At 64.5% G+C, this 21,487-nt stretch carries 20 protein-coding genes; 15 read left to right on the top strand and 5 right to left on the bottom strand.

Going from position 1 to position 21,487, the window contains the following annotated elements:
* Positions 1–64 precede the first annotated feature (64 nt).
* Entirely contained in the window at positions 65–262 is a 198-nt protein-coding gene (locus ACQR1F_RS21325) for a putative motility protein (protein WP_315718145.1), read from the top strand.
* 10 nt (positions 263–272) lie between these two features.
* Here ACQR1F_RS21325 and tlpA read toward each other — a convergent pair whose 3' ends face one another.
* Positions 273–962 (bottom strand): thiol:disulfide interchange protein TlpA, encoded by a 690-nt coding sequence (gene tlpA / locus ACQR1F_RS21320; protein ID WP_434838000.1) that lies wholly within the window; start codon positions 960–962, stop codon positions 273–275.
* A gap of 98 nt (positions 963–1,060) precedes the next feature.
* On the opposite strand from tlpA, the gene argH reads away from it, so the two are divergent.
* From argH to ACQR1F_RS21270, 10 genes are all read left to right on the top strand, one after another.
* Positions 1,061–2,452, top strand: a complete 1,392-nt coding sequence (gene argH / locus ACQR1F_RS21315) for an argininosuccinate lyase (protein WP_434913801.1) — start codon at positions 1,061–1,063, stop codon at positions 2,450–2,452.
* 96 nt (positions 2,453–2,548) lie between these two features.
* Entirely contained in the window at positions 2,549–2,842 is a 294-nt protein-coding gene (gene lptM / locus ACQR1F_RS21310) for an LPS translocon maturation chaperone LptM (protein ID WP_316181243.1), read from the top strand.
* Positions 2,843–3,026: 184 nt separating this feature from the next.
* Complete coding sequence (locus ACQR1F_RS21305) at positions 3,027–4,181, top strand: IS4 family transposase (protein ID WP_315800429.1); 1,155 nt, start codon at positions 3,027–3,029, stop codon at positions 4,179–4,181.
* A 283-nt stretch (positions 4,182–4,464) separates the two neighbouring features.
* Positions 4,465–5,730 carry a diaminopimelate decarboxylase gene (gene lysA, locus ACQR1F_RS21300; RefSeq protein ID WP_434913800.1) on the top strand — a complete coding sequence of 422 codons (1,266 nt, stop codon included), beginning with the start codon at positions 4,465–4,467 and terminating at the stop codon, positions 5,728–5,730.
* Between the two features lie 276 nt (positions 5,731–6,006).
* On the top strand, positions 6,007–6,303 hold the full coding sequence (locus ACQR1F_RS21295; RefSeq protein ID WP_315805687.1) for a type II toxin-antitoxin system RelE/ParE family toxin: 297 nt from the start codon (positions 6,007–6,009) through the stop codon (positions 6,301–6,303).
* A 2-nt stretch (positions 6,304–6,305) separates the two neighbouring features.
* Entirely contained in the window at positions 6,306–6,629 is a 324-nt protein-coding gene (locus tag ACQR1F_RS21290; protein ID WP_434913799.1) for an addiction module antidote protein, read from the top strand.
* An 82-nt stretch (positions 6,630–6,711) separates the two neighbouring features.
* Entirely contained in the window at positions 6,712–7,686 is a 975-nt protein-coding gene (gene argC / locus ACQR1F_RS21285; protein WP_434913798.1) for an N-acetyl-gamma-glutamyl-phosphate reductase, read from the top strand.
* A 240-nt stretch (positions 7,687–7,926) separates the two neighbouring features.
* Positions 7,927–8,721, top strand: coding sequence for a hypothetical protein (locus ACQR1F_RS21280; protein ID WP_434913797.1), 795 nt, complete (start codon positions 7,927–7,929; stop codon positions 8,719–8,721).
* Between the two features lie 292 nt (positions 8,722–9,013).
* Positions 9,014–9,382: a hypothetical protein gene (locus tag ACQR1F_RS21275; protein WP_434913796.1), complete on the top strand. Its 369-nt coding sequence runs from the start codon at positions 9,014–9,016 to the stop codon at positions 9,380–9,382.
* Between the two features lie 280 nt (positions 9,383–9,662).
* Positions 9,663–11,093 carry a hypothetical protein gene (locus ACQR1F_RS21270; RefSeq protein ID WP_434913795.1) on the top strand — a complete coding sequence of 477 codons (1,431 nt, stop codon included), beginning with the start codon at positions 9,663–9,665 and terminating at the stop codon, positions 11,091–11,093.
* 101 nt (positions 11,094–11,194) lie between these two features.
* Here ACQR1F_RS21270 and ACQR1F_RS21265 read toward each other — a convergent pair whose 3' ends face one another.
* The gene (locus ACQR1F_RS21265; RefSeq protein ID WP_434913794.1) at positions 11,195–11,482 is read right to left on the bottom strand and encodes an addiction module protein; all 288 of its coding nucleotides are present in this window, start codon (positions 11,480–11,482) and stop codon (positions 11,195–11,197) included.
* An 872-nt stretch (positions 11,483–12,354) separates the two neighbouring features.
* On the opposite strand from ACQR1F_RS21265, the gene ACQR1F_RS21260 reads away from it, so the two are divergent.
* Positions 12,355–14,970 carry a TIGR02302 family protein gene (locus ACQR1F_RS21260; RefSeq protein WP_434913793.1) on the top strand — a complete coding sequence of 872 codons (2,616 nt, stop codon included), beginning with the start codon at positions 12,355–12,357 and terminating at the stop codon, positions 14,968–14,970.
* A gap of 19 nt (positions 14,971–14,989) precedes the next feature.
* Here the strand turns inward: ACQR1F_RS21260 and ACQR1F_RS21255 are convergent, their stop codons facing one another.
* Complete coding sequence (locus ACQR1F_RS21255; RefSeq protein WP_434887574.1) at positions 14,990–15,832, bottom strand: MurR/RpiR family transcriptional regulator; 843 nt, start codon at positions 15,830–15,832, stop codon at positions 14,990–14,992.
* A gap of 199 nt (positions 15,833–16,031) precedes the next feature.
* Between ACQR1F_RS21255 and ACQR1F_RS21250 the strand changes: the two genes are divergently transcribed.
* A complete protein-coding gene (locus ACQR1F_RS21250) occupies positions 16,032–18,380 on the top strand; it encodes a phosphocholine-specific phospholipase C (protein ID WP_316181255.1) in 2,349 nt (782 codons plus the stop codon).
* A 53-nt stretch (positions 18,381–18,433) separates the two neighbouring features.
* Here the strand turns inward: ACQR1F_RS21250 and ACQR1F_RS21245 are convergent, their stop codons facing one another.
* The gene (locus tag ACQR1F_RS21245; protein ID WP_434913792.1) at positions 18,434–18,895 is read right to left on the bottom strand and encodes a metallophosphoesterase family protein; all 462 of its coding nucleotides are present in this window, start codon (positions 18,893–18,895) and stop codon (positions 18,434–18,436) included.
* 29 nt (positions 18,896–18,924) lie between these two features.
* Positions 18,925–19,407, bottom strand: a complete 483-nt coding sequence (greA, locus tag ACQR1F_RS21240) for a transcription elongation factor GreA (protein WP_434913791.1) — start codon at positions 19,405–19,407, stop codon at positions 18,925–18,927.
* A 181-nt stretch (positions 19,408–19,588) separates the two neighbouring features.
* Here greA and ACQR1F_RS21235 point away from each other — a divergent pair, with 181 nt between their 5' ends.
* On the top strand, positions 19,589–20,452 hold the full coding sequence (locus ACQR1F_RS21235; protein WP_434913790.1) for an IclR family transcriptional regulator: 864 nt from the start codon (positions 19,589–19,591) through the stop codon (positions 20,450–20,452).
* 25 nt (positions 20,453–20,477) lie between these two features.
* On the top strand, positions 20,478–21,422 hold the full coding sequence (locus ACQR1F_RS21230; protein WP_434913789.1) for a dihydrodipicolinate synthase family protein: 945 nt from the start codon (positions 20,478–20,480) through the stop codon (positions 21,420–21,422).
* The last annotated feature ends 65 nt before the right edge of the window (positions 21,423–21,487 follow it).

Here is a 21,487-nt window from a genome sequence, read left to right as displayed (position 1 = left end):
GGGCGCCGCCGATACGCTTCGTTAAGGCTCCTCGGTTAGCGTGCCGGTAGCGAGGTATATGCGTATGGACATGAGCTTGGTGGCTGCGGTCATGGCGCAGCAGGCGAGTGCGACACAGCAGCAGGTCGCCACGTCGGTGCTGAAGCAGAACCTGAACGCCCAGAAGGACGCCGTCCTGACGCTGCTCGGCGGCGCGCAGCAGACGCTGTCGCTCGCCAATGCCGGCCCCGGCGTCGGCGGCAACCTCAACATCGCCGCCTGATAGTCCCTGATTAAAGCCCCGCGGCGGCCTTCGTCGTCGCCGCCTGGATCAGCTTGACCGCGTCGGCGCTGTCCCACTCGGCAGGTCCCGCGATGGTCGCGATCTCGCAGCCCTGGGCATCGACCAGCACCGAGGTCGGCATGCCCAGCGCGCGGCCGACCGCCTTGAGATCCTGGAACACCTTGGCCTTCGGGTCGCTGAAATAGGCGAGCTGCGTCAGCTTGGCGTCGTTCAGGAACGCCCTGGGCTTCTCCGGATCGCGGGTGTCGATGTTGACCGCGACCACCTGGAAGGCGTCGCTGCCGAGCTTGGCCTGCAGGCCGTCCAGCGCCGGCATCTCCTTGCGGCAGGGCACGCACCAGGTCGCCCAGAGGTTCAACAGCACCGTCTTGCCGCGGAAGTCCGACAGCTTCCTCGCTGCCCCCGTGCCGTCCTCGAAAGCGAGGTCCGGCAGTCGCAGCGGCACGGTTGCCGCCGTCAGCGCCGCCACCTCGCCCTTGATCAGCGGCGAGATCCGCTTGGCGGTGGCGACCGCCGCCTGACAGGCCTGGTCGCCCGCCGGCCGTCCCCTGAGCAATCCGCCAAAGGTCACCGCGGCGATGCCGGCCACGGCGACCACCGCCACGGCACCGGCCGCGAGCAGCGTTCGCCGCGAGGATGCGGGGCGGGCAGGGGACGTATCCGGCTTATCGTTTGTCATCTCGGGTCGGTTGCGGCTATCAGAGGCGCGAATTTCGGGAGTCCGGACGGTATGTCCCATCCCGTGGCGATCAGCAAGGTCTTGGAAGCGGTTCAGGCATGAGCAACACGATGTGGGGCGGACGGTTCTCGGAGCGTCCCGACGAGATCATGGAGGACATCAACGTCTCGATCGACGTCGATCGCCACCTTTACGCGCAGGATATCGCCGCTTCCAAGGCGCACGCCGCCATGCTCGCCGCCCAGGGCATCATCACGGCGGGTGATGCGAAAAATATCGGGAAGGGTCTAGACACGATTTTGTCAGAGATCACCAAGGGTTCGTTCGAGTTCAAGCGGGCCCTGGAAGACATCCATATGAACGTCGAGAGCCGGCTGTCCGAGCTGATCGGCCCCGCCGCCGGCCGCCTGCACACCGCGCGCTCGCGCAACGACCAGGTCGCGACCGATTTCCGCCTGTTCGTGCGCGACGAGATCGACGACATCGACGCGGCGCTCGCCGCCTACCAGCACGCGCTCGCCTCCCGCGCGCTCAACCATGCCGGCACGGTGATGCCCGGCTTCACCCATCTGCAGACCGCCCAGCCCGTCACCTTCGGCCACCACCTGCTGGCCTATGTCGAGATGGCCGGGCGCGACCGCGGCCGCTTCCTCGATGCCCGCAAGCGCCTCAACGAATCCCCGCTCGGCGCGGCCGCGCTTGCCGGCACCTCGTTCCCGATCGACCGCCACGCCACGGCGGAAGCGCTCGGCTTCGACCGCCCGATGGCCAATTCGCTCGACGCCGTGTCCGACCGCGACTTCGTGCTGGAGACCTTGTCGGCCGCCTCGATCTGCGCCGTGCACCTGTCGCGCTTCGCCGAGGAGATCGTGATCTGGACCTCGCCGCTGGTCGGCCTGATCAAGCTGTCGGACAAGTTCACGACCGGCTCCTCGATCATGCCGCAGAAGCGCAATCCGGACGCCGCCGAGCTCGTCCGCGCCAAGACCGGCCGCGTCATCGGCGCGCTGAACGCGCTCCTGATCGTCATGAAGGGCCTGCCGCTCGCCTATCAGAAGGACATGCAGGAGGATAAGCAGGGCGCGATGGAGGCGTTCGCGGCGCTGTCGCTTGCGATCCGGGCCATGACCGGCATGGCGCTCGACCTGGTGCCGGACGAGGCCCGCATGAAGGCCGCCGCCGGCGAGGGCTACGCGACGGCGACCGATCTCGCCGACTGGCTGGTGCGCACCCTGAAGATGCCGTTCCGCGAGGCCCATCACGTCACGGGGCGCATCGTCGCGCTCGCCGCCAGGCAGGGCGTGGCGCTGCACGAGCTGCCGCTGACGGCGATGCAGGAGGTCGAGCCCAAGATCACGGCCGACGTGCTCGGCGTGCTCTCGGTCGAGTCCTCGGTGAAGAGCCGCACCAGCTTCGGCGGCACCGCCCCGAAGAACGTGGCCTCCCAGGCCAAGGCCTGGCTGAAGCGGCTGGAAAAGCAGCGGAAGTAGGGCTCGGTCCGAAATTTGATCGCCGCAATTTGATCGTCCTGGCGTGGCACTCCCGCACTCGTCAGGCCGGTTCAATCTCTGTATGGTGCCGCCCGCATGGGGATTTCACACGTGAATCGCGCTCGCCGTCCAACCTCCGCCGCCCGGGTCGTCCTCGTCCTGGGCGCCACAGCCCTTCTGCTGGCCGCCTGCGGCCGCAAGGGCCCGTTGGACCTGCCGGCCAACTCCCCGCCGGCACCGCAGATGTCGGCCGCGCCCACCGACACCGCGACGGACGCCGCCAACAAGCCCGGCCTGTTCAACTCCGGCTACGGCGCTGATGCCGCCCCCGCCGCCACCCGCGGCCAGAAAAAACCCTTCATTCTCGACCCGCTGCTCGACAGCAAATAGCGGCTGCGGCCTTCCTCAACTGACCAGCTGGGCATCCGAGATCGAGCCCGCCTAATTCCACCGTCATGGCCGGGCTTGACCCACGGCTGTCCGGTTCAGACAGACTGGACATGGTGCATGGCGTGGATTCTTCTGCGGTCTTGAGCATCGCCAAATGTTCGAGACACACCAGGAAGGTCCCGCCATGCCGCATCAGAATACAGTATTCCGAGACATTCTGAAGTTGGTCCCCTGGCATCGCTTCGAGGCGCTTGTGGACGAGCATGGCACGGACGCGCGGATTCGACGGCTTTCCACCAAAGACCAATTTGTGGCGCTGCTGTACGGTCAGCTTTCGGGGGCTTCCAGTCTGCGTGAGATTGTCACCGGGCTGTCGAGCCACACCGCGCGGCTTTATCACCTGGGTGGGGGCCCTGTCCGCCGCTCGACTTTCGCGGACGCCAATATGAATCGGCCTGCGGAGATGTTTGCCGCCCTGTTGGCCATCATGATGAAGCAGGCCCATCGCCGGTTACGCCGCAAGCTTGCCGAGACGACGTATTTGATTGATTCGACCAGCGTACGGCTGACAGAAGCCAGCGCTGGCTGGGCACGGTTCTCTACCGGTGTCTGCGGTGCCAAGGTGCATGTGATCTATGATGCCGACGCCGACCGGCCGATTTATGCGGCAATCAGCGGAGCCAACGTCAACGACAATACTGCAGCGCATCAGATGCCCATCGAGCCGGGAGCAACCTACGTCTTCGATCTCGGCTATTATGAATATGCTTGGTGGGCTCAACTGGACGCCGCCGGTTGTCGAATCGTGACCCGGTTCAAATCCAATACGCCGCTGCGGGTCGTGGAGGAGTTGCCTGTCATCGCGGATGGCAACATCCTCTCCGACCGCATCGGCTTCCTTCCACAACGCCAAGCCTACAGCCGCCGCAATCCAATGCAGACTGCGGTGCGCGAAGTGCGCGTCACCTTGGAAACGGGAAAGATCCTGCGCATCCTGTCGAACGACCTCGATGCCAGCGCTCAAGAGATCGCCGACCTCTATCGTCGCCGCTGGGCCATCGAGTTGTTCTTTCGTTGGGTCAAGCAGACCCTCAAGATCACCAGGTTCCTCGGGACTTCTGAGAACGCCGTTCGTATCCAGATCGCCGTTGCCCTGATCGCCTTCCTCTTGCTTCGCCTCGCGCAAGACCTTCAGAAGGCAATCCAAAGCCCCTTGGTCTTTGCCAGATTGGTCCGCACCAACCTCATGCATCGCCGCCCCATCGATCAATTGCTCACGGGGCCACCCCAACTTGCCAAAAACCCACAACAGTTGAGCCTCGCAATATGCGGAAGCTGAACCGGACAGCCGTGGGCTTGACCCGGCCATCCACGTGGTGTGGCATCCTGGGACGGACGTGGATGCCCGGGCCTTCGCCGCGCCGAAGCGGCTACGGCCGCGCAGGCGGGTCAAGCCCGGGCATGACGCCGGAGAGATAGCCGGCCACAAGCGAACTCCGCGGGCGATCGCCCCTCCCCCTCCTCGAGGGGAGGGTGGCACCTCAATTGACAATCCCACCCATTTCCCGGCAATTCGCCGCCACAATCACTCAATCTCGCAGCCCCGCGCGCGGACCCGACCCATGAACCATTTCGACTACCGCGACGGCGTGCTGCACGCTGAGGACGTCAATCTCGCCGAGCTTGCCTCAACCGTCGGCACGCCGTTCTACTGCTACTCCACCGCCACCCTGGAGCGGCACTACCGCGTGTTTGCCGACGCCTTCGCCGGCCAGGACGTGCTGATCTGCTACGCGATGAAGGCCAATTCCAACCAGTCGGTGCTGCGCACCCTCGCCAAGCTCGGCGCCGGCGCCGACGTCGTGTCCGGCGGCGAGCTGAAGCGGGCGCTGGCGGCTGGCATCCCCTCGCGCAAGATCGTGTTCTCCGGCGTCGGCAAGACCGAGGCCGAGCTGCGCGCCGCGCTGGCGGCCGACATCCACTGCCTCAACATCGAGTCCGAGCCCGAGCTCGACCTGCTGGCGCGCCTCGCCGTGGAGACCGGCCACACCGCCCGCATCTCGGTCCGCGTCAATCCGGACGTCGATGCCGGCACGCACGCAAAAATCTCGACCGGCAAGTCGGAGAACAAGTTCGGCATCCCGCTGGACCACGCGCGCCGCGTCTACGCCCGTGCGGCGAAGATGAAGGGCATCAAGGTCACCGGCGTTGACGTCCATATCGGCAGCCAGATCACCGATCTCGGCCCGATGGAAACCGCGTTCCGCATCCTCACCGAGTTCGTGCAGACCCTGCGCGCCGACGGCCACGACATCTCCCATGTCGATTTCGGCGGCGGCCTCGGCATCCCCTATCACATGGACCGCGCCGTGCCGCCGGAGCCGGCCGCCTACGCCGCGATGGTCAAGCGCGTCAGCCACAATCTCGGCTGCACGCTGATGTTCGAGCCCGGCCGCATGATCGTCGGCAATGCCGGCATCCTGGTCGCCAAGGTGATCTATGTGAAGCATGGCGAGGCCAAGAACTTCGTCATCATCGACGCCGCGATGAACGATCTGATCCGCCCGACGCTCTACGAGGCCCATCACGACATCTTGCCCGTGAAGCAGGCCGCGCCGAACGCGCCCGCCTTCACGGCCGACGTCGTCGGCCCAGTCTGCGAAAGCGGCGACTACCTCGCCCTCGACCGCGCGCTGCCCGAGCCAAAGCCCGGCGACCTCCTCGCCATCATGACCGCAGGCGCCTACGGCGCCGTGCAGGCCTGCACCTACAACACCCGCGCTTTGGTCCCCGAGGTGCTGGTCAAGGGCGACCAGTCCGCCGTGATCCGCCCGCGCATCGAGGTGGAGCAACTGATCGCGATGGACACGCCGGCGCCGTGGCTGTGAGGGCAGGCTGAGGCGCTCGCAGCTCGCGCGGTCACGCTCATCCTTCTCCACCATCGTCATGGCCGGGCCTGTCCCGGCCATCCACGTCGTCCGGCATCCTGGGAAGGACGTGGATGCCCGGGCCTTCGCCGCGCCGAAGCGGCTACGGCCGCGCAGGCGGGACAAGCCCGAGCATGACGGAGTAACTCATTGGCAGGCGTTGCTGCCGCGATTGCCCTGTTCAGGCTCGCACATCCCGCTCTTGTGCGTCTGTAATCCATAGATTACAATCCTCGCATGGTCGACGTTCGCGAAACGCCCGGCTTCTCGCGTTGGCTGGCCGCGTTGAGCGATCAGCGCGCCCGTTTGCACATCGTCCGGCGGATCAGCCGGGTGGCCGCGGGAAACTTCGGCGATGCCAAGTCGGTCGGCGGTGCGGTCAGCGAGCTACGCGTCGACTACGGCCCCGGCTATCGCGTCTATTTCACGAGGCGCGGCAAGACCGTCGTGATCCTGCTCTGCGGCGGCGACAAGCGGACCCAGGACAAGGACATCAAGAAGGCCCAGGACCTCGCGGCGACATTGGAGGATTGAGGATGAAAATCAGCAAGCTCAAGACATTCGACGCCGCTGAGCACCTCCGAACTCCGGCCGCCCGCGCCGAGTATCTCAACCTCGTGCTCGCCGACGGCGATCCCGCCGAGGTCCGCGACGCGCTCAATCTCGTCGCCCGCGCGCAGGGCATGAGCCAGGTCGCCAAGGCCGCCGGCGTGACGCGGGAGGGTCTCTACAAGACCCTCGGCGAGAACGGCAACCCGGAGTTCGCGACCGTCCTGCGGATCATCAATGCGATGGGAATCCGGTTGACGGCCGAGCCGGCCCGCGCCAAGCCGAAGACGAAAGCCGCGGCGTCGCGGTGACGATGACCGGCTGAAGCGCAACTTCGGCCGCGCATCTCAGGCAGCGCCGCAACTCTTCATTCTTTCCATCAGGACCCCACCCATGAGCATTCGCGTCGGCATCGTCGGCATCTCCGGTTTTGGCGGCGGCGAGGCGATGCGCCTGGTCGCGGGGCATCCCGCATTCGAGCTGGTCTACGCCGCCGGCGAGGGCAGCGCCGGCCAGCGTCTGGCGGAGCGCTTCCCCGGCGTGCCCGCAAAACTCGCCGATCTCGTGATCGAGAAGTGGGACCCCGCGCGCCTGCCGCCGCTCGACGTGCTGTTCGCCTCGCTCCCCACCGGCGCCTCGCGCGAGGCGCTGGCGCGCGTGCCAGCTAGCGTGAAGATCGTCGACATCGGCGGCGACCACCGCTACGCCGACGGCTGGACCTACGGCCTCGCCGACGTCTGGCCGAGCGAGATCGCGGGCAAGACCCGCATCGCCAATCCCGGCTGCTTCCCGGCGGCGGCGCTGACCCCGCTGGCGCCGCTGCTCGCCGCGAAGCTGATCTCGCCCGACAACATCGTGATCGATGCCAAGACCGGCATCTCCGGCGCCGGACGCGGCGGCGACAGCAAATTCGGCTACGCCGAGAGCAACGAGAACCTGATCCCCTACGGCCTGCTCAGGCACGTCCACATGCCCGAGATCGAAAGCACGATCGCGCGCATCAGCGGCGGCAGCGCCACAGGCCTCGTGTTCACGCCGCATCTGGTGCCGATGACCCGCGGCATCCTCGCCACCATCTACGCCCGCGGCCGCGCCACCACGGCGCAATGCCTCGACGCCGCCCGCCGCTTCTATCGTGACAGCGCCTTCGTCCGCGTCACCGACACGCCGCCGCAGACCAAATGGGCCACCGGCTCCAACCTCGCCTTCGTCAGCTACGCGGCCGATCCGGAGCGCAACCTCGTGATCGCGCTCGGCGTCGTCGACAATCTCGGCAAGGGGGCGGCGGGGCAGGCGGTGCAGAACGCGAATTTGATGTGCGGGCTGGAGGAGACCGAGGGACTGGAGGGGGCGCCGGTTTGGCCGTGAGGGTCAGGGCGGGTCGAGCCCGCGATTATAGTCTGAGAATGATCGGACAAATCACTAGCGTACTGTTTGACGCGTTAGCCGGTTTGCCGCCTCCAATAAGGTTCAGTGCCTGGGAGGCACGAATCTAGGTAGTCAGATCGCATTTTTGGAATAGACATGCATAGCTTTTGCAAGGAGAACGTGCATTAATCTATATATTCCTATCTAGCGTTTGGCCGCACTCTCATCCTTTGCACAGCCATGCTCACTGAAATTTTCAATCAGATCATCGCGGTCCTATCATCTCCCAGCGGAACTGCGATTGTCGGCGTTACCGGCATCATTCTTGGCGCGATTCCGTTAGCGCTTTACGCCAAAGAAAGACGCTCCAACGAGGCGATCAAGCAGATAACCGAACAATTTGGTCTCGCTCAGAAGATCAAGGCTACTCTTGACGAAGCGCAAGCACAGAACAAAAGCCTAGAGCAAGAGCGCGCGGCTCTTTTGGATAGTGTGAAAGATTTCGAGGCAGACATCAAAGAGCGGCTACCGCGAGAGGCTAAAATCGCATTTCTCAAGAATGCCATCCCAGCTATCGAAGATCAGATCCATGCGTTGGTTGTCCAGAAAGACAACATGGTCCAATCATTGGCCGAGTTGAGTGGGCCAACTTTGGCGTCGCCCGCCGCTAAACAAATTCTTTCGTCCGAATCGGATGTGCGCCTGTCGGCAAAGCGAAAGATCGAAACGCTTCAGATACAACTGTCAATCTTGACGGGATTAGCCAGTATCATTCTCTATTCAGTGCCATCGCCACTAGACCGGTTTATTGTTTTGATTCTTGCTGTTCCACTCGGCGTCTTGCTGTTCAACATTGCGACGTTTCTGCCATATGTCTATCCCGATGCGCTTGTTTCACGGTTTGTAATTACCGTAAGAGCGAGACGTCTGTTTGTACTTCTTGCCGCCGTGGTCGGTAGCTCGATCATAATTTTCGGCCTTTTTCTTCTCTATCTAAGGTACTTCCGTTACGGAGTCTCTTCGCTGTCGGGGTAGACGCGAAGACTCTCCCTAATATCTTGGACGCATGCTGCGCATGTCTTGTAGCTAACAATAGTAGCGTCGCAAGGTGCTGGAATATGCGGTTACGTCATCTGATGGTGAGAACTTTTCGTGGAATTCATGAGCTCAATTGGACCATCGCCGACGGAAATACTCTTTGTCTAATTGGAAGAGGTGATTCGACAAAGTCGACCATCTTCGAGGCCCAAGGAGGTCGAACGCATCAAAAGACCATGTGGGACTGGTTTAAGGTCGTTGCCCCATAGATAGGCCAACGGAGGAGACAATGCGGAAGTTCAATCCGAAAGCAACCCATCCTGCCCGCGCTGTTCAGGCGTGGCAGATATTGATTGGAATGGCAAAGAACAGGCAGACCACCACTTATCAGGGGCTCTCGGTTCTGATGTTTGGGAAAGAGGCTGCCGGAGTCTTGGCGCAGATTTTAGGTCATCTTGCGTTCTACTGTATGGACAATGACCTTCCACCTCTCACGTCCATTGTCGTTGACAAAGGACGGGGGACTCCGGGACATGGTTTTCCGATTGAAGCGCCCAGCTTGGATCAGAGACGCGAGCAAGTCTACGCGTATGATTGGTTCGATGTTTATCCGCCTTCGGAAGAGGAGTTGGCGAAATCCTACTCCGATCATCAGTAGCTTCTCTTCGATAAGATTCGGTGGAAGTGCAGCCGATCGAGGCGGTGCGATGTAGAGCTTGAGTGCGCTGTCACCATGATCTTAAGGAGATGCAATGGCCGCGCCAGAGGCAGCCGGAAATAGGTTTACCCTGCTACTTACGAGCGGCTCTATCCACGTCTGTGGAGCGCTCATCAGAATAAATTCTCGTCGTCGATTGTCGTAGCCCCCCAGGGTGCACGTTTATTGACGGGCGCGTTATCTTTGCAACTCGGCGGATTATTGAGATTCGAGGTCCTGCATGTCCAACATAGTTCTCAAGAAGACTAACGAGTTAATCGATCCCCAGGCGCAAATGATCGTCAACTTTTTGCAAGCGATGGGGTTGCCAGCCGACAACGTCATTGCCGCTCAGGATGAGCGGAAGATAATTGGAGACAATATCGAAGGCCTGATCCGCGATCTTCCCGCAGAAGTAAAAAAAGATGCGCGCTACCTCTCTAAATTTGTGATCGGCGCAGGCTTCGGTCTGTTTGACTATTCGCTGAACGCGGTGTGGAACGAGGTGGTCATCAACCTCCGGCGTAAAGCGGCGGTCTATGGCTTGGAGATATTTTATGACTCGGCAGTTGGCGGCAGCAAGGCTCGCGAACACTACAAGACAGAAGATGACCTGGCGTCTCTGAAGGATTCGGTGCTGCTAGATACCTGTCGAAAATTAGAGCTGATTTCTGACGCGACCTACAAGAAGCTTAAGCACATCTTGGAGATGCGAAACGACATCGGAATTTCGCATCCGACCAACTACACAATCAATGCATTCGAATTGCTCGGGTGGCTCAAGACTTGCGTTTCCGAAGTCTTAAACGACAATCCGACGGAGGCGGCGCTTCAAGCGCAGGCATTTATTAAGAATCTGCGTGAAGCAACCGATCCGCTGGACAAAGCTCAGGCTCAGAATATCGCTACCCGCTTTCAACAATTGCCCACCCACCTTTGCGGGAGTCTGCTTCGAACGATCTTCGGCTTGTATGTGGCGACGGATACTCATCCGGGCGTTCGGAAGAATATTTCGCTTATCGCTCCTGCGCTGTGGACGGCCTGTCAAGACGAGGCAAAGTACAAGCTGGGAATTGTTTTAGAGGGGTACAACGTAAATCTTTATAAGGACAAGCACGCTCTCGGTGAAGAATTCTTCGGAGTGGTTGGTGGGAATGCTTTTCGCTCTCCCTCTGAGCGCGTGATAATAGTAGACGAGCTGATTACAGAATTACGAGACAAGCATGACGGTTGGGATAATTTTCACCACGAGCCGCCTGTAGCGGCGCAGCTCTATTCTTACGTGCCAGATCAGCAATCAATCTTCGATAATCTGGCGCAGAGACTTTTTAAGATCGTGCTCATGTGTCGGATTGGTCGAGGCGTTTCTTACTGTGAGGGCGTGTCACCGGGCGGTAAGGGATACTATGATGCTATACTTTCTCTGGCGGGAGACAAGTTTGCAGCTTACGTGATGGCGGCGCTATCCGATTTCGAGGTGCGCGCGAAGCTTGGCAAGTCGCTGTGCCGCAGACATGCAAAGGTGGCTCTTACGATTGTTAAGGCAAATGTAATCAATCAACGTTTGATTGAGTGTCTCGATTATTTGATAGCAAACATAGAAACGGATGCCGGATGTGCTTCCAGTGCAGAGTTTAAGAAGTTGACGGTCGGCTACATCAATTGGGGCTAATCATCTCCGATATCATCGGTGGCGCGCTTACCTTCGCCTTGGTGATAACGCTCAAGACCTTGGCAAAATCGCAGATCGCGACGGGCGCAACGGGGAGCCGGTCATCGGGCGCGGCGACAGGCTCGGTCGTATTCGGTGTCGAGCTGCGCTTCGAATTCGCTGAGCGGGACACCCTCGCCGCGGTCGATCTCTGCGATGGCCTCGGCCAGCAGCGGCTTGGTCCAGTCCAGTTCGTCATGCGCGTAACCGAGCGCGGCGGCCCGCTGCGCAAGCTCGGCTTCCTGCGCTGGGGTCAGCCTCACGCCTTCCGCGGCCAGACTGTCCCAGAGATCGGTCAGGAGGTCGAAGCGCTCCTGAGGCGTGAGGGCGGCAATGTCTTGGGGCGTCATGCGTGCAGAGCCTCCGGTCTCGTCGTTGCGCAGGACTCTACCGCCTTCGGCGCGGACACGCGAGCGGCTCGCAGCGCATGAAAAACAATCGTCGCCGTACGCGAGATCTTTGTTGCGCTTTATCCGAAATCATGCTCTACTCCCTGCATCCCGTCCCGCTGAGGGGGCGCTTCGCGATCGTCACGGACGTCGGGTGCGGGATGCGGTGGGCGCATGGGGACGCAGCGCGGGCTTGCTCGCGCGGACGAACGATCCCGATGCGACGATGAAGTCGCGTGGTTCTGGCATCCCGGTGCTGATGCCAAGTGGGCGATGACGTGTCGTCCGCGACGGGGCCAACAAGCCGGTCCCCGGGAAGAGCGCGTATAAGTCGTAACACCATCGCGCAGGGAAGGCCGGGTGATCTCGGCTGAGCCTGTGGTTCTGCCGCGTGCTTTTTGTTGCACGCGGACCATGGGCGCCGGCCGGCGCCCGGTCTTCCCTGCGCCCTCTGTTCGAGGAGGGTGAAATGTCGGGCATCACTCGGGCGCGGATGGCGTCGCGGGAGCGATGGGGCTTGTCTTGCTGATGATTTCTCCGCGGAGTGTTTGATGATGCGCGGCGGGATGTTCGCCACAGGCGTCATTGCGAGCGCAGCGACCTGTCCGCCGAAGCCCATCGGGCGAAGGCGGAAGCTCGCTGCGCTCGCAATGACGGAGTTTGAGGCCGCGCCTGCGCCACACATTCGGCCGCCGCACCCGTAACTCCCCGGGAACCCGCCCCGGTCACACTCCCGTGTGGATCGGCTGCGCAGGCGGGAAAGTCTTGGCACGGCGCGTGCCTCATGGATGCCTTTGTGATAGGGTGAACATCCGGGCAACCTGGAGAAATCGTTGAGCGGCCTCAGCAACGAGCCGGCCCCGCCGGCAAGCAGCACTCCCGACGGCCTTGCGCGGCTGAAGCTGACGCAGGCGCTCAAGCGGGCGCAATACGCCATCGCCTGGGAGCGCGGCTGGCCGCATCTGGCGCGGCTGTTGATGGTCGTCGGCCTGTTCCTGATCGTGTCCTGGGCCGGGCTGTGGCTCGGCCTGCCGTTCGCGGCGCGCATGATCGGCGTCGCGCTGTTTCTGCTGCTGCTGCTCGGCGCCGCCGCGCCGATGCTGCGCTACCGCTGGCCGAGCCGCGAGGAGGGCCTGTCGCGGCTCGACCGCGGCTCGGGCATCGCGCATCGACCGGCCACCGCGCTCACCGATACGCTCACCACCAAGGATCCGATCGCGCAGGCGCTGTGGCAGGCGCAGCGCGAGCGCACGCTGGCCTCGGTCAAGCGCATCCGCGCCGGCACGCCGCGACCGCGGCTGTTGCTGCACGATCCCTGGGCGGTGCGCGCGCTGGTCGTCGTGCTGCTGGTCGCGACCTATTTTGCCGCCGGCGACGAGCGGCCGATGCGCATTGCCTCCGCGTTCGATTGGAACGGCGTGCTGACGCCGGTCACGATCCGCGTCGATGCCTGGATCAAGCCGCCGCTCTACACCGCGAAGCCGCCGATCATCCTCTCCGCCGCCAACAAGGAAGGCGCGGTGCCGGCGAGCGGTCCGATCGTGGTCCCCGCGGGCTCGACCCTGATCATCCGCTCCAGCGGCGGCAATCTCGATGTCATCACCTCGGGCGGTGTCGCCGAGGCCGCGGCGAGCGAGGTCGCCGCCGGCGAAGCGGCGCCGAAGGGCACCACCGAGAAGCACTACACCATCAAGGCCGACGGCACCGTGCATGTGCGCGCGCCGTCGGGGCAGCCGCAATGGGTGTTCGCGGCGACGCCGGACAAGCCGCCGGTCATCAGCATGGCCAAGGACCCGGAGCGCCAGGCGCGTGGCTCGCTGAAGCTGTCCTACAAAATCGAGGACGATTACGGCGTGACCGAAGCCCGCGCCAAGGTCGCCGCGCGCACGCCTGAGGCCAAGCCGGACGCCAAGACGACTGATACGCCGGCGGCGCGGCCGCTGTTCCAGCCGCCGGAGTTTCCGCTGGTGCTGCCGAACGCGCGCACCCGCAACGGCGTCGGCCAGACCGTCAAGGATCTCAGCGAAGACCCCTATGCCGGTGCTGACGTCACGCTCACCTTGACCGCCAAGGACGAGGCCGGCAACGAGGGCACCAGCGAGCCGTTCGAGACCAGGCTGCCGGAGCGGCTGTTCACCAAGCCGCTCGCGCGGGCGCTGATCGAGCAGCGGCGCCTGCTGGCGCTCGACGGCAACCGCAACGGCGACGTCTTCACCGCGCTCGACGCGCTGGCGATCGCGCCGGAGCTGTTCTCGCCGGAGCTCGGCCAGTATCTCGGCCTGCGCGCGGTGACGCGGCAGCTCGAGGCCGCGCGCACCGACGATGCGCTGCGCGAGGTCGTCGCCAGCCTGTGGGCGCTCGCGGTCACCATCGAGGATGGCAACATCTCCGACGTCGACAAGGCGCTGCGCGCGGCCCAGGACGCGCTGAAGCAGGCGCTGGAGCGCGGCGCCAGCGACGAGGAGATCAAGAAGCTCGCCGAGGATCTGCGCAAGGCGATGGACAACTACATGCGCCAGCTCGCCGAGCAGCTGCGCAACAACCCGCAGATGGCGCAGCGGCCGCTCGATCAGAACACCAAGATCCTGCGCCAGCAGGATCTGCAGAACATGATCGACCGCATGGAGCGGCTGTCGCGGCAGGGCGACAAGGAGGGCGCGCGCGAGCTGCTCGAGCAGTTGCAGCAGATGCTGGAGAATTTGCAGATGGCGCAGCCCAACCAGGGCGGCGACAACGACATGGAGCAGGCGCTCAACGAGCTCGGCGACATGATCCGCAAGCAGCAGCAGCTCCGCGACAAGACCTTCAAACAGGGCCAGGATTCGCGCCGCAACCGCAACAAGCAGCAGGGCGACCAGGACCAGGGCATGGGCGACCTGCAGCAGGACCAGCAGGCGCTGCGCGACCGGCTGAAGCAGTTGCAGGAGCAGCTCGCCAAGCGCGGCATGGGCCAGCAGGGCGAAAAGGGACAGAAGGGTCAGAAAGGCCAGAAGGGCCAGCCCGGCCAGCAGGGCGAGCAGGGGGATCAAGGCGACCAGGGCGATTCCGGCGACGGGCTCGACGATGCCGACAGCGCGATGGGCGATGCCGGCAGCCAGCTCGGCGACAACAATGCCGATGGCGCGGTGGAGTCGCAGGGCAAGGCGCTCGATGCGCTGAAGAAGGGCGCGCAAAGCCTCGCCGAGGCGATGCAGCAGGGCGATGGCGACCAGCCGGGCGACGGTCCGGGCCAGCGCGCCGGCCGCCAGCAGGGCGCGCAGCAGACCGATCCGCTCGGACGTCCGATGCATCCCGGCCGCGACATCGACGATTTCTCGCAGAAGATTCCCGGCGAGATCGACGTGCAGCGCGTCCGCCGCATCCTTGAGGAGCTGCGCCGCCGGCTCGGCGATCAGTCGCGGCCGCAGCTCGAGCTCGACTACATCGAGCGGCTGCTGAAGGACTACTGAGGCGCGCTCAGTGCCGCCGTCAGTAGCGCTTCTCCGACAGGATGCGCGCCGCGTGCTGCAGCCTGTCGACGGAGCGCTCGGTGTCGGTCAGCGCGCAGCAGCTGACCAGCGTGTCGATGATCGCGAGCTGCGCGACGCGGCTGCTCATCGCCTCCGGCCGGTAGCGCGTCTCGTTGGCGACGGTGTAGAGCAGCACCTCGCAATGCGCCGCCAGCGGCGACTTGCCGAGCCGGGTGATGCCGATGGTGCGGGCGCCCGCCGCCTGCGCCAGCCGGGTCGCCAGCACCGTCTCGACCGTGCTGCCCGAATGCGACACGGTGACGGTCGCGACCTCGGGCCCGGTCATCCCCGCGCTGACCGCCTGGACATGCGAATCGACGATGGCATTGGCCGCGAGCCCGAGCTGCAGCAGGCGATACGACAGATCCTGCGCGATCGGCGCCGAGCTGCCGATGCCGTAGATCTCGACCCGCCGCGCCTGCCGCAGCAGCGTCGCCGCCTGCGCCAGCGCGTCCATCGACAAGAGCCGCCGCGTCTCCTGCAGCGAGGCGGCATGCGCGGCGAAGATGTGGTCCGTCACCGTCGCCGGATCGTCGCCGCGATGCAGGTCTTCCTGGATCAGCCTGACAGGCTCGATCAGGTCCCGCGCGAGCATGATCTTGAGCTCCTGGAAGCCCCGCACCCCGACCCGCCGGCAGAACGAGACGATCGTCCCCTCGCTGACGCCGCAGGCTTCCGCGACCTCGGTGATCGACATGTGGATGAACGGCTCCGGCCGGGCGATGACCAGCTCCGCGATCTGCCTGGCCTTGGGCGGCAGCTCGTTCTGCAGCTCACGCACGCGGGCCAGGATGCCGTTCACGCCCGGTCCAGAACGAAAGGTCGATTCCGTCACGCTGCGCCCCGATACTGAGGAAATCTCATTCAGACTCATTTCGTAAATAAAAATTTCACAGCGCTGTCAAGCCGCGCTGATACGCCAGGGACGTTCGCAGGAGCAGGCCGGGCTCGCCCCGCCAATCCTGACGATGGTCTTCGGGATTTCAAAAGGTCGTATCAGCATGACAACACGTCGCGATTTCTTGGCAGGCGCCACGGCGGCGGCTGCCTTCGCCAGCATCCGCCAGGCGCTCGCCATTCCGGCACGGCGCCGGACCGGCACCATTCAGGACGTCAAGCACATCGTCATCCTGATGCAGGAGAACCGCTCGTTCGACCATTACTTCGGCACGCTGCGCGGCGTGCGCGGCTTCGGCGACCGCTTCCCGATCCCGCTCGAGAGCGGCAAGCCGGTCTGGTTCCAGTCCGACGGCAGCCGCGAGATTCCGCCCTATCACCGCGACTCCACGACCTCCAACGCGCTGGTCGGCTATGGCACGCCGCACTCCTTCGGCGACAGCCAGGCGGCGTGGAATCAGGGCAAGATGGGCTATTGGGCGAAGTACAAGACGCCCTATGCGATGGGCTATTTCGGCCGCGACGACATCCCGTTCCAGTTCGCCCTCGCCGAAGCGTTCACGATCTGCGACGCCTACCACGCTTCCATCACCACCGGCACCGATCCGAACCGCATCGTGTTCTGGTCCGGCTCCAACTTCAACCCGGCGCTGCGCGCCCAGGGCATCAACTCCACCACCAACGATTCCGAGCCCAACAACCTGCGCTGCTGGCCGAACCCGCACAATTGGGTCGCCGGCCAGCCGCAGCCGCAGGCCAACTACAAATATGTCGGCAGCGACTTCGCCTGGGATACGCTGCCCGATCTGCTCAACAAGGCCGGCGTGAGCTGGCACATCTATCAGGACATGAACGACAACTGGACCGGCGCAATGCACGGCTGTCTGGCGTTCTCCAGCTTCCGTCACGCCCAGCCGAACGATCCGAACTACGTGCACGGCCTGACCGGCGGCCCGGACTATCTCGACCGGCTGAAGGCCGACGTCATGGCCGGCACCCTGCCGCAGGTGTCGTGGATCCTGCCGACGCAGGCCAATTCCGAGCATCCCGGCGGCGGCAGCCCGACCCGTGCCGGGAATTTTACCGACCAGGTGCTGGAAGCGCTGACGGCCAATCCCGACGTCTGGAGCCAGACCGTCTTCTTCCTGACCTTCGACGAGAATGACGGCTTCTTCGATCATCTGCCGGCCCCCGCGGTGCCGTCCTACGACATCAACGGCAAGCTGATGGGCAAGGCGACCCTGCCGCTCGACGGCGAGTATTTCTCCAACACCGTCGGCAACGTGCTGACCGCGACCGACACGGTCAGCGGCAACATCCGCCCCTGGGGCCTTTCCGCGCGGGTGCCGATGTATGTGGTGTCGCCGTGGAGCAAGGGCGGCTGGGTCAACTCGCAGGTGTTCGACCACACCTCGGTCGGCCGCTTCCTGGAGAAGCGCTTCGGCATCAAGGTCGAGGCGATCAGCCCGTGGCACCGCGCCGTCTCCGGCGATCTCACCTCAGCGTTCGATTTCGCCAGCCCCAACGATCCGCGCTTCCCGGAGCTGCCCGACCAGAGCAACTGGCAGGCGTCGGACGCGCATCAGAAGACCTTGCCGGCGCCGGTTGCGCCCGCGACGCCGCAGCCGCTGTTCCAGGAGAGCGGCGCGCGCTATTCGCGCCCGCTGCCCTACATCCTGCACGCCACCGCGAAGGTCGACGCCGCCGCGGGCAAGGTGAAGCTCTTGTTCGCCAACACCGGCTTTGCCGGCGCCGTGTTCCACGTCTACGACAAGCAGCGTCTCGATCTCATTCCGCGCCGCTACACCGTCGAGGCCGGCAAGATGATCGACGACGAATGGAGCGTCGGCAGCGATGGCCTGTATGATCTCTGGGTGCTCGGCCCGAACGGCTTCCACCGTCACTTCAAGGGTGACCTCGACAAGGTCAGGCCGTCGAATGCCGCCAACCCCGAGATCTTCGTCGGTTACAACGTCTTCGAGGGCGGCCTGCACATGCAGCTGCGCAATGACGGCCATGCCCGCGTGAGCTTCACGGTGAAGTCGAACGAGATCTACGGGCCGTTGCAGGCCGTCACCGCCTCGGTCTCGGCCGCGCTGGAGCCGCAATGTCCGGGCTTCGGTCCGCTGCCCGGCTTCCATCCGGTGGGCTTCGGCGCGGTGCCCGGCTTCCGCTCGGCGCCCGACTTCGATGCTCCGGGCTTCGGCTTTGGCGCGCCGACGTTCTTCCCGGGGCCGAGCCATGGCGGTCCGTCGACCTCGTGGACCGTCAAGGTGTCGGCACCCGGACGCCACGGCGAGCTGTACTGGCACCTGCGCAAGTCCGGCCTGTGGTACGACTTCGTCGTCACCAGCGACACCGACGACAGCTTCTATCGCCGCGTCGCTGGCCACGTCGAGACCGGCCGTCCCTCGTTCAGCGATCCCGGCATGGCGCTGGCCGATCGCTTCTGATCGCGGTGTTCCTAATCAGTTACGGAGGGCGCCCCTGGGCGCCCTCTTGCCATTCAGCCGCCGCCGAGATCGTGGATCACGGGCGGCAGACTGCTTGAGGAGATATCGAGCGTTGCCAGCGTGATCGGCAGCTTGAAGCGACGCGGTCCCGCGCTGCCGGGATTCAAGTAGACCACGCGATCGCGGGTCTCGATGCGGGCGCGATGCGAGTGGCCGGAGACGACCATGTCGATGCCCTCGGCGGCCGGATCGATTGTGAGATCATGGACGTCATGCACGACGTGGAAGCATCGTCCGCCGAGAACCACAGTCACGGTTGCGGGATAGGCCTTCGCCCAATCCGCGCCGTCGATGTTGCCGCGGATCGCGGTGACCGGTGCGATGGCGCGGAGATGATCGATGATCTCAGGACGGCCGATGTCGCCGGCGTGGATGATGTGATCGACGCCGCCGAGGCGTTGCTCCGCTTCCGGGCGGAGCAGGCCGTGCGTGTCCGAGATGATGCCGATGCGCATGGCGGAAGCTCACCTGATGCGTTGAGCCCTCACGCGATGCTCAGGATTTCCAGCTCCTGGCCCGATGCTTCGATCTCGTCGCCGACGGCCTTGCCCATCAGCAGCCGCGCGACCGGCGCGACGTGGGAGATCATGCCGAACTTCGGGTCGGCTTCGTCCTCGCCGACGATTGCGTAGGTCTGCACGCGGCCGTCGCCGCGCCTGAAGGTCACCGTGCTGCCGAACGCGATCGTCTCGGTTGAGGAGGGGGGAGGCATCAGTTGCGCGGTGCGCAGCCGCGCCGAGAAATAGCGTGCATCGCGCAGCGGCAGCGCCTGCTCGCGCCGGCGCTCATTGACGTCCTCGATCGCCTGCGCCGCCTCGTAGGCCGCCTGCGCCTGGTGCAACTGATCCTGAAGCGCCTTCAGCCCCGCCTCGGTGACGAGGTTCGGATGCGGCGAGACCGGCCGGTCCGGCAGCATCGTCTCCGCAGCCGTCTCGGCGCTCTCTTCCTTGGTGAATGCAACGCTCACGCGGGTCTCCTGCAGGCGCCGCCGGATGCGCGGCGCGTCGGGGAGAGATCATGCGGCGGAGAGGAAATTCAAGCGGCCGTGAGCGCCATGCGCTGGCGACGTCGCGCCCCTTGACAGGCGTCGGCAAGACAGCTTGAATATACGAACTATAGTTCGCAATCCGAACTATAGCAAGTCGAAAATGCCCGCCATCGAGACGGGCGTCAAGCAGGAAACGTCGGAGCCTCCGGTGGACGAGGATACCAAGGCTGGGAAAAGCATCGTGCAGTCGCTGGCCAAGGGCTTTCAGGTGCTCAACGCCTTCACCAGCGAGGAGCCCGAGCTGGTGCTCGCCGACGTCGCGCGCCGCGCCGCGCTCGACAAGGGCACCACGTTCCGCCTGCTCAACACGCTCGTCATGCTCGGCTACGTCGAGAAGGTCGGAGAAACGCGCCGCTTCCGCCTGACGCTGAAATGCCTCGACATCGGTTTCAACGCGATCGCGCGCTCCGAGCTGCGCGACCAGGCGCGGCCGATTCTGCGGAGTCTGGTCGGCGAGATGAACGAGGCGGCCTCGCTCGCCGTGCTCGACGGCAGCGACATCGTCTATGTCGAGCGCATCCAGGCAGGCCTCGTCCGGCTCGGCGTCGACGTCCGCATTGGCAGCCGCGCGCCGGTCTATTCCACGGCTGTCGGGCAGGCGCTGCTGGCGCTGCTGCCGGTGGAGACGCAGATCGAGGTGCTCGAGGCGCAGCCGCGCATCAAGCGCACGGAGACCACGATCACCGATCTCGACGCGCTGTTGCAGCGCCTGCGCCACGTCAAGACCGCCGGCTACGCACTCTCGAATCAGGAGAACGCGCCGGGGCTGTGCGTGCTCGCAGCTCCCGTCGTCGATCGCGACGGCGTGCCGCTCGCCGCAATCAGCGTCGCCGCGCCGACCATGCGCATCTCGGCCGAGGCCTTCGAGCGCATGGGCGTCGCGCCGCTGCTGCGCGCCGCCGCGCAACTGTCGCGCGCGCTCGAAGCCATGGGCGGCGCCACCGCCACCGTTTCCAACCGATGACACCAGAACTCACGAGGAGTCCGACATGAGCGTCATGACCAACTTCAAGGGGATCATCCCGGCGATCGCCGTTCCCTTCAACGCCGATCACGCGATCGACGAGGCTGAGCTGACGCGCTATGCGGCCTGGCTCGGCAAGCGCCGTGGCATCGTCGGCATCATGACCAACGGCCATACCGGCGAGGTGTTCAGCCTGACCGCGAAGGAGCGCGCCGAGGTCACGCGCATCGTCGCCAAGGCGCTCACCGGCATCTGCCCGACCATCTCCTCGGTCGTGTGCGAAGGCATCAAGGACGGCATCGAGCATGCGTTGATGGCGAAGGAGGCCGGCGCCACCGCGCTCGACATCATGCCGCCCCACCACTGGCTGCGCTTCGGCTTCAAGCGCGAGCACTGCCTCGATTACTTCAGCGCGATCGGCGAGGCGACGAGGCTGCCGCTGATCGTGCACGTCTATCCGGCCTGGACGCGCGCCTCGTTTTCGTCCGAGCTGCTCGCCGAGCTCGCGCGCCTCGATCACGTCCAGGCGTTCAAGATCGGCACCCGCGAGATGAACAAGTACGCTCGCGACCTCAAGGCGATTCGCGCGGCGGCGCCGCACAAGGCGCTGCTGACCTGCCACGACGAATATCTGCTGGCCTCGATGGTGCAGGGCGTCGACGGCGCGCTGGTCGGCTTCGCCTCGCTGATTCCGGACCTGATCCACGATCTGTTCGCCGCCGTCACTGCCGGCGATCTCAAGCTCGCGATGAAGCTGCAAAGCATGATCGATCCGCTGAAGGACGCGGTGTATGGCGCGGGCGAGCCGACCGGCGAGGCCCATGGCCGCATGAAAGCCGCGATGCAGGTGGCCGGCGTCATCCGCGACGCCACCGTGCGTCCGCCGACCCATGCGCCGAGCGCCGATGAGATGGCCGCGATCCGCGCCGCGGTCGCCGCGGCCGGACTGACGGTGCAGGCGGCGGCCTGAGTTTGCGACGACGCGGCAGCCGGGCCTGGCCCGGCTGTTGTCGCTAAATCAACGAACAAGATTCC

It is taken from the genome of Bradyrhizobium sp. HKCCYLS3013 (genome assembly GCF_051167615.1).
In the GTDB taxonomy this organism is placed as follows: domain Bacteria; phylum Pseudomonadota; class Alphaproteobacteria; order Rhizobiales; family Xanthobacteraceae; genus Bradyrhizobium.
This window is presented reverse-complemented; position numbering and strand designations above follow the sequence as displayed.

Bases quoted from the DNA above. Each gene is read 5' to 3' on its own strand.
- argC (WP_434913798.1), top strand. From the start codon at position 6,712: ATGAGCATTCGCGTCGGCATCGTCGGCATCTCCGGTTTTGGCGGCGGC.
- ACQR1F_RS21270 (WP_434913795.1), top strand. From the start codon at position 9,663: ATGTCCAACATAGTTCTCAAGAAGACTAACGAGTTAATCGATCCCCAG.
- lysA (WP_434913800.1), top strand. From the start codon at position 4,465: ATGAACCATTTCGACTACCGCGACGGCGTGCTGCACGCTGAGGACGTC.
- ACQR1F_RS21325 (WP_315718145.1), top strand. From the start codon at position 65: ATGGACATGAGCTTGGTGGCTGCGGTCATGGCGCAGCAGGCGAGTGCG.
- ACQR1F_RS21295 (WP_315805687.1), top strand. From the start codon at position 6,007: ATGGTCGACGTTCGCGAAACGCCCGGCTTCTCGCGTTGGCTGGCCGCG.
- ACQR1F_RS21280 (WP_434913797.1), top strand. From the start codon at position 7,927: ATGCTCACTGAAATTTTCAATCAGATCATCGCGGTCCTATCATCTCCC.
- ACQR1F_RS21275 (WP_434913796.1), top strand. From the start codon at position 9,014: ATGCGGAAGTTCAATCCGAAAGCAACCCATCCTGCCCGCGCTGTTCAG.
- argH (WP_434913801.1), top strand. From the start codon at position 1,061: ATGAGCAACACGATGTGGGGCGGACGGTTCTCGGAGCGTCCCGACGAG.
- lptM (WP_316181243.1), top strand. From the start codon at position 2,549: ATGGGGATTTCACACGTGAATCGCGCTCGCCGTCCAACCTCCGCCGCC.
- ACQR1F_RS21250 (WP_316181255.1), top strand. From the start codon at position 16,032: ATGACAACACGTCGCGATTTCTTGGCAGGCGCCACGGCGGCGGCTGCC.
- tlpA (WP_434838000.1), bottom strand. From the start codon at position 962: ATGACAAACGATAAGCCGGATACGTCCCCTGCCCGCCCCGCATCCTCG.
- ACQR1F_RS21305 (WP_315800429.1), top strand. From the start codon at position 3,027: ATGCCGCATCAGAATACAGTATTCCGAGACATTCTGAAGTTGGTCCCC.
- ACQR1F_RS21290 (WP_434913799.1), top strand. From the start codon at position 6,306: ATGAAAATCAGCAAGCTCAAGACATTCGACGCCGCTGAGCACCTCCGA.
- ACQR1F_RS21245 (WP_434913792.1), bottom strand. From the start codon at position 18,895: ATGCGCATCGGCATCATCTCGGACACGCACGGCCTGCTCCGCCCGGAA.
- ACQR1F_RS21265 (WP_434913794.1), bottom strand. From the start codon at position 11,482: ATGACGCCCCAAGACATTGCCGCCCTCACGCCTCAGGAGCGCTTCGAC.
- ACQR1F_RS21230 (WP_434913789.1), top strand. From the start codon at position 20,478: ATGAGCGTCATGACCAACTTCAAGGGGATCATCCCGGCGATCGCCGTT.
- ACQR1F_RS21235 (WP_434913790.1), top strand. From the start codon at position 19,589: ATGCCCGCCATCGAGACGGGCGTCAAGCAGGAAACGTCGGAGCCTCCG.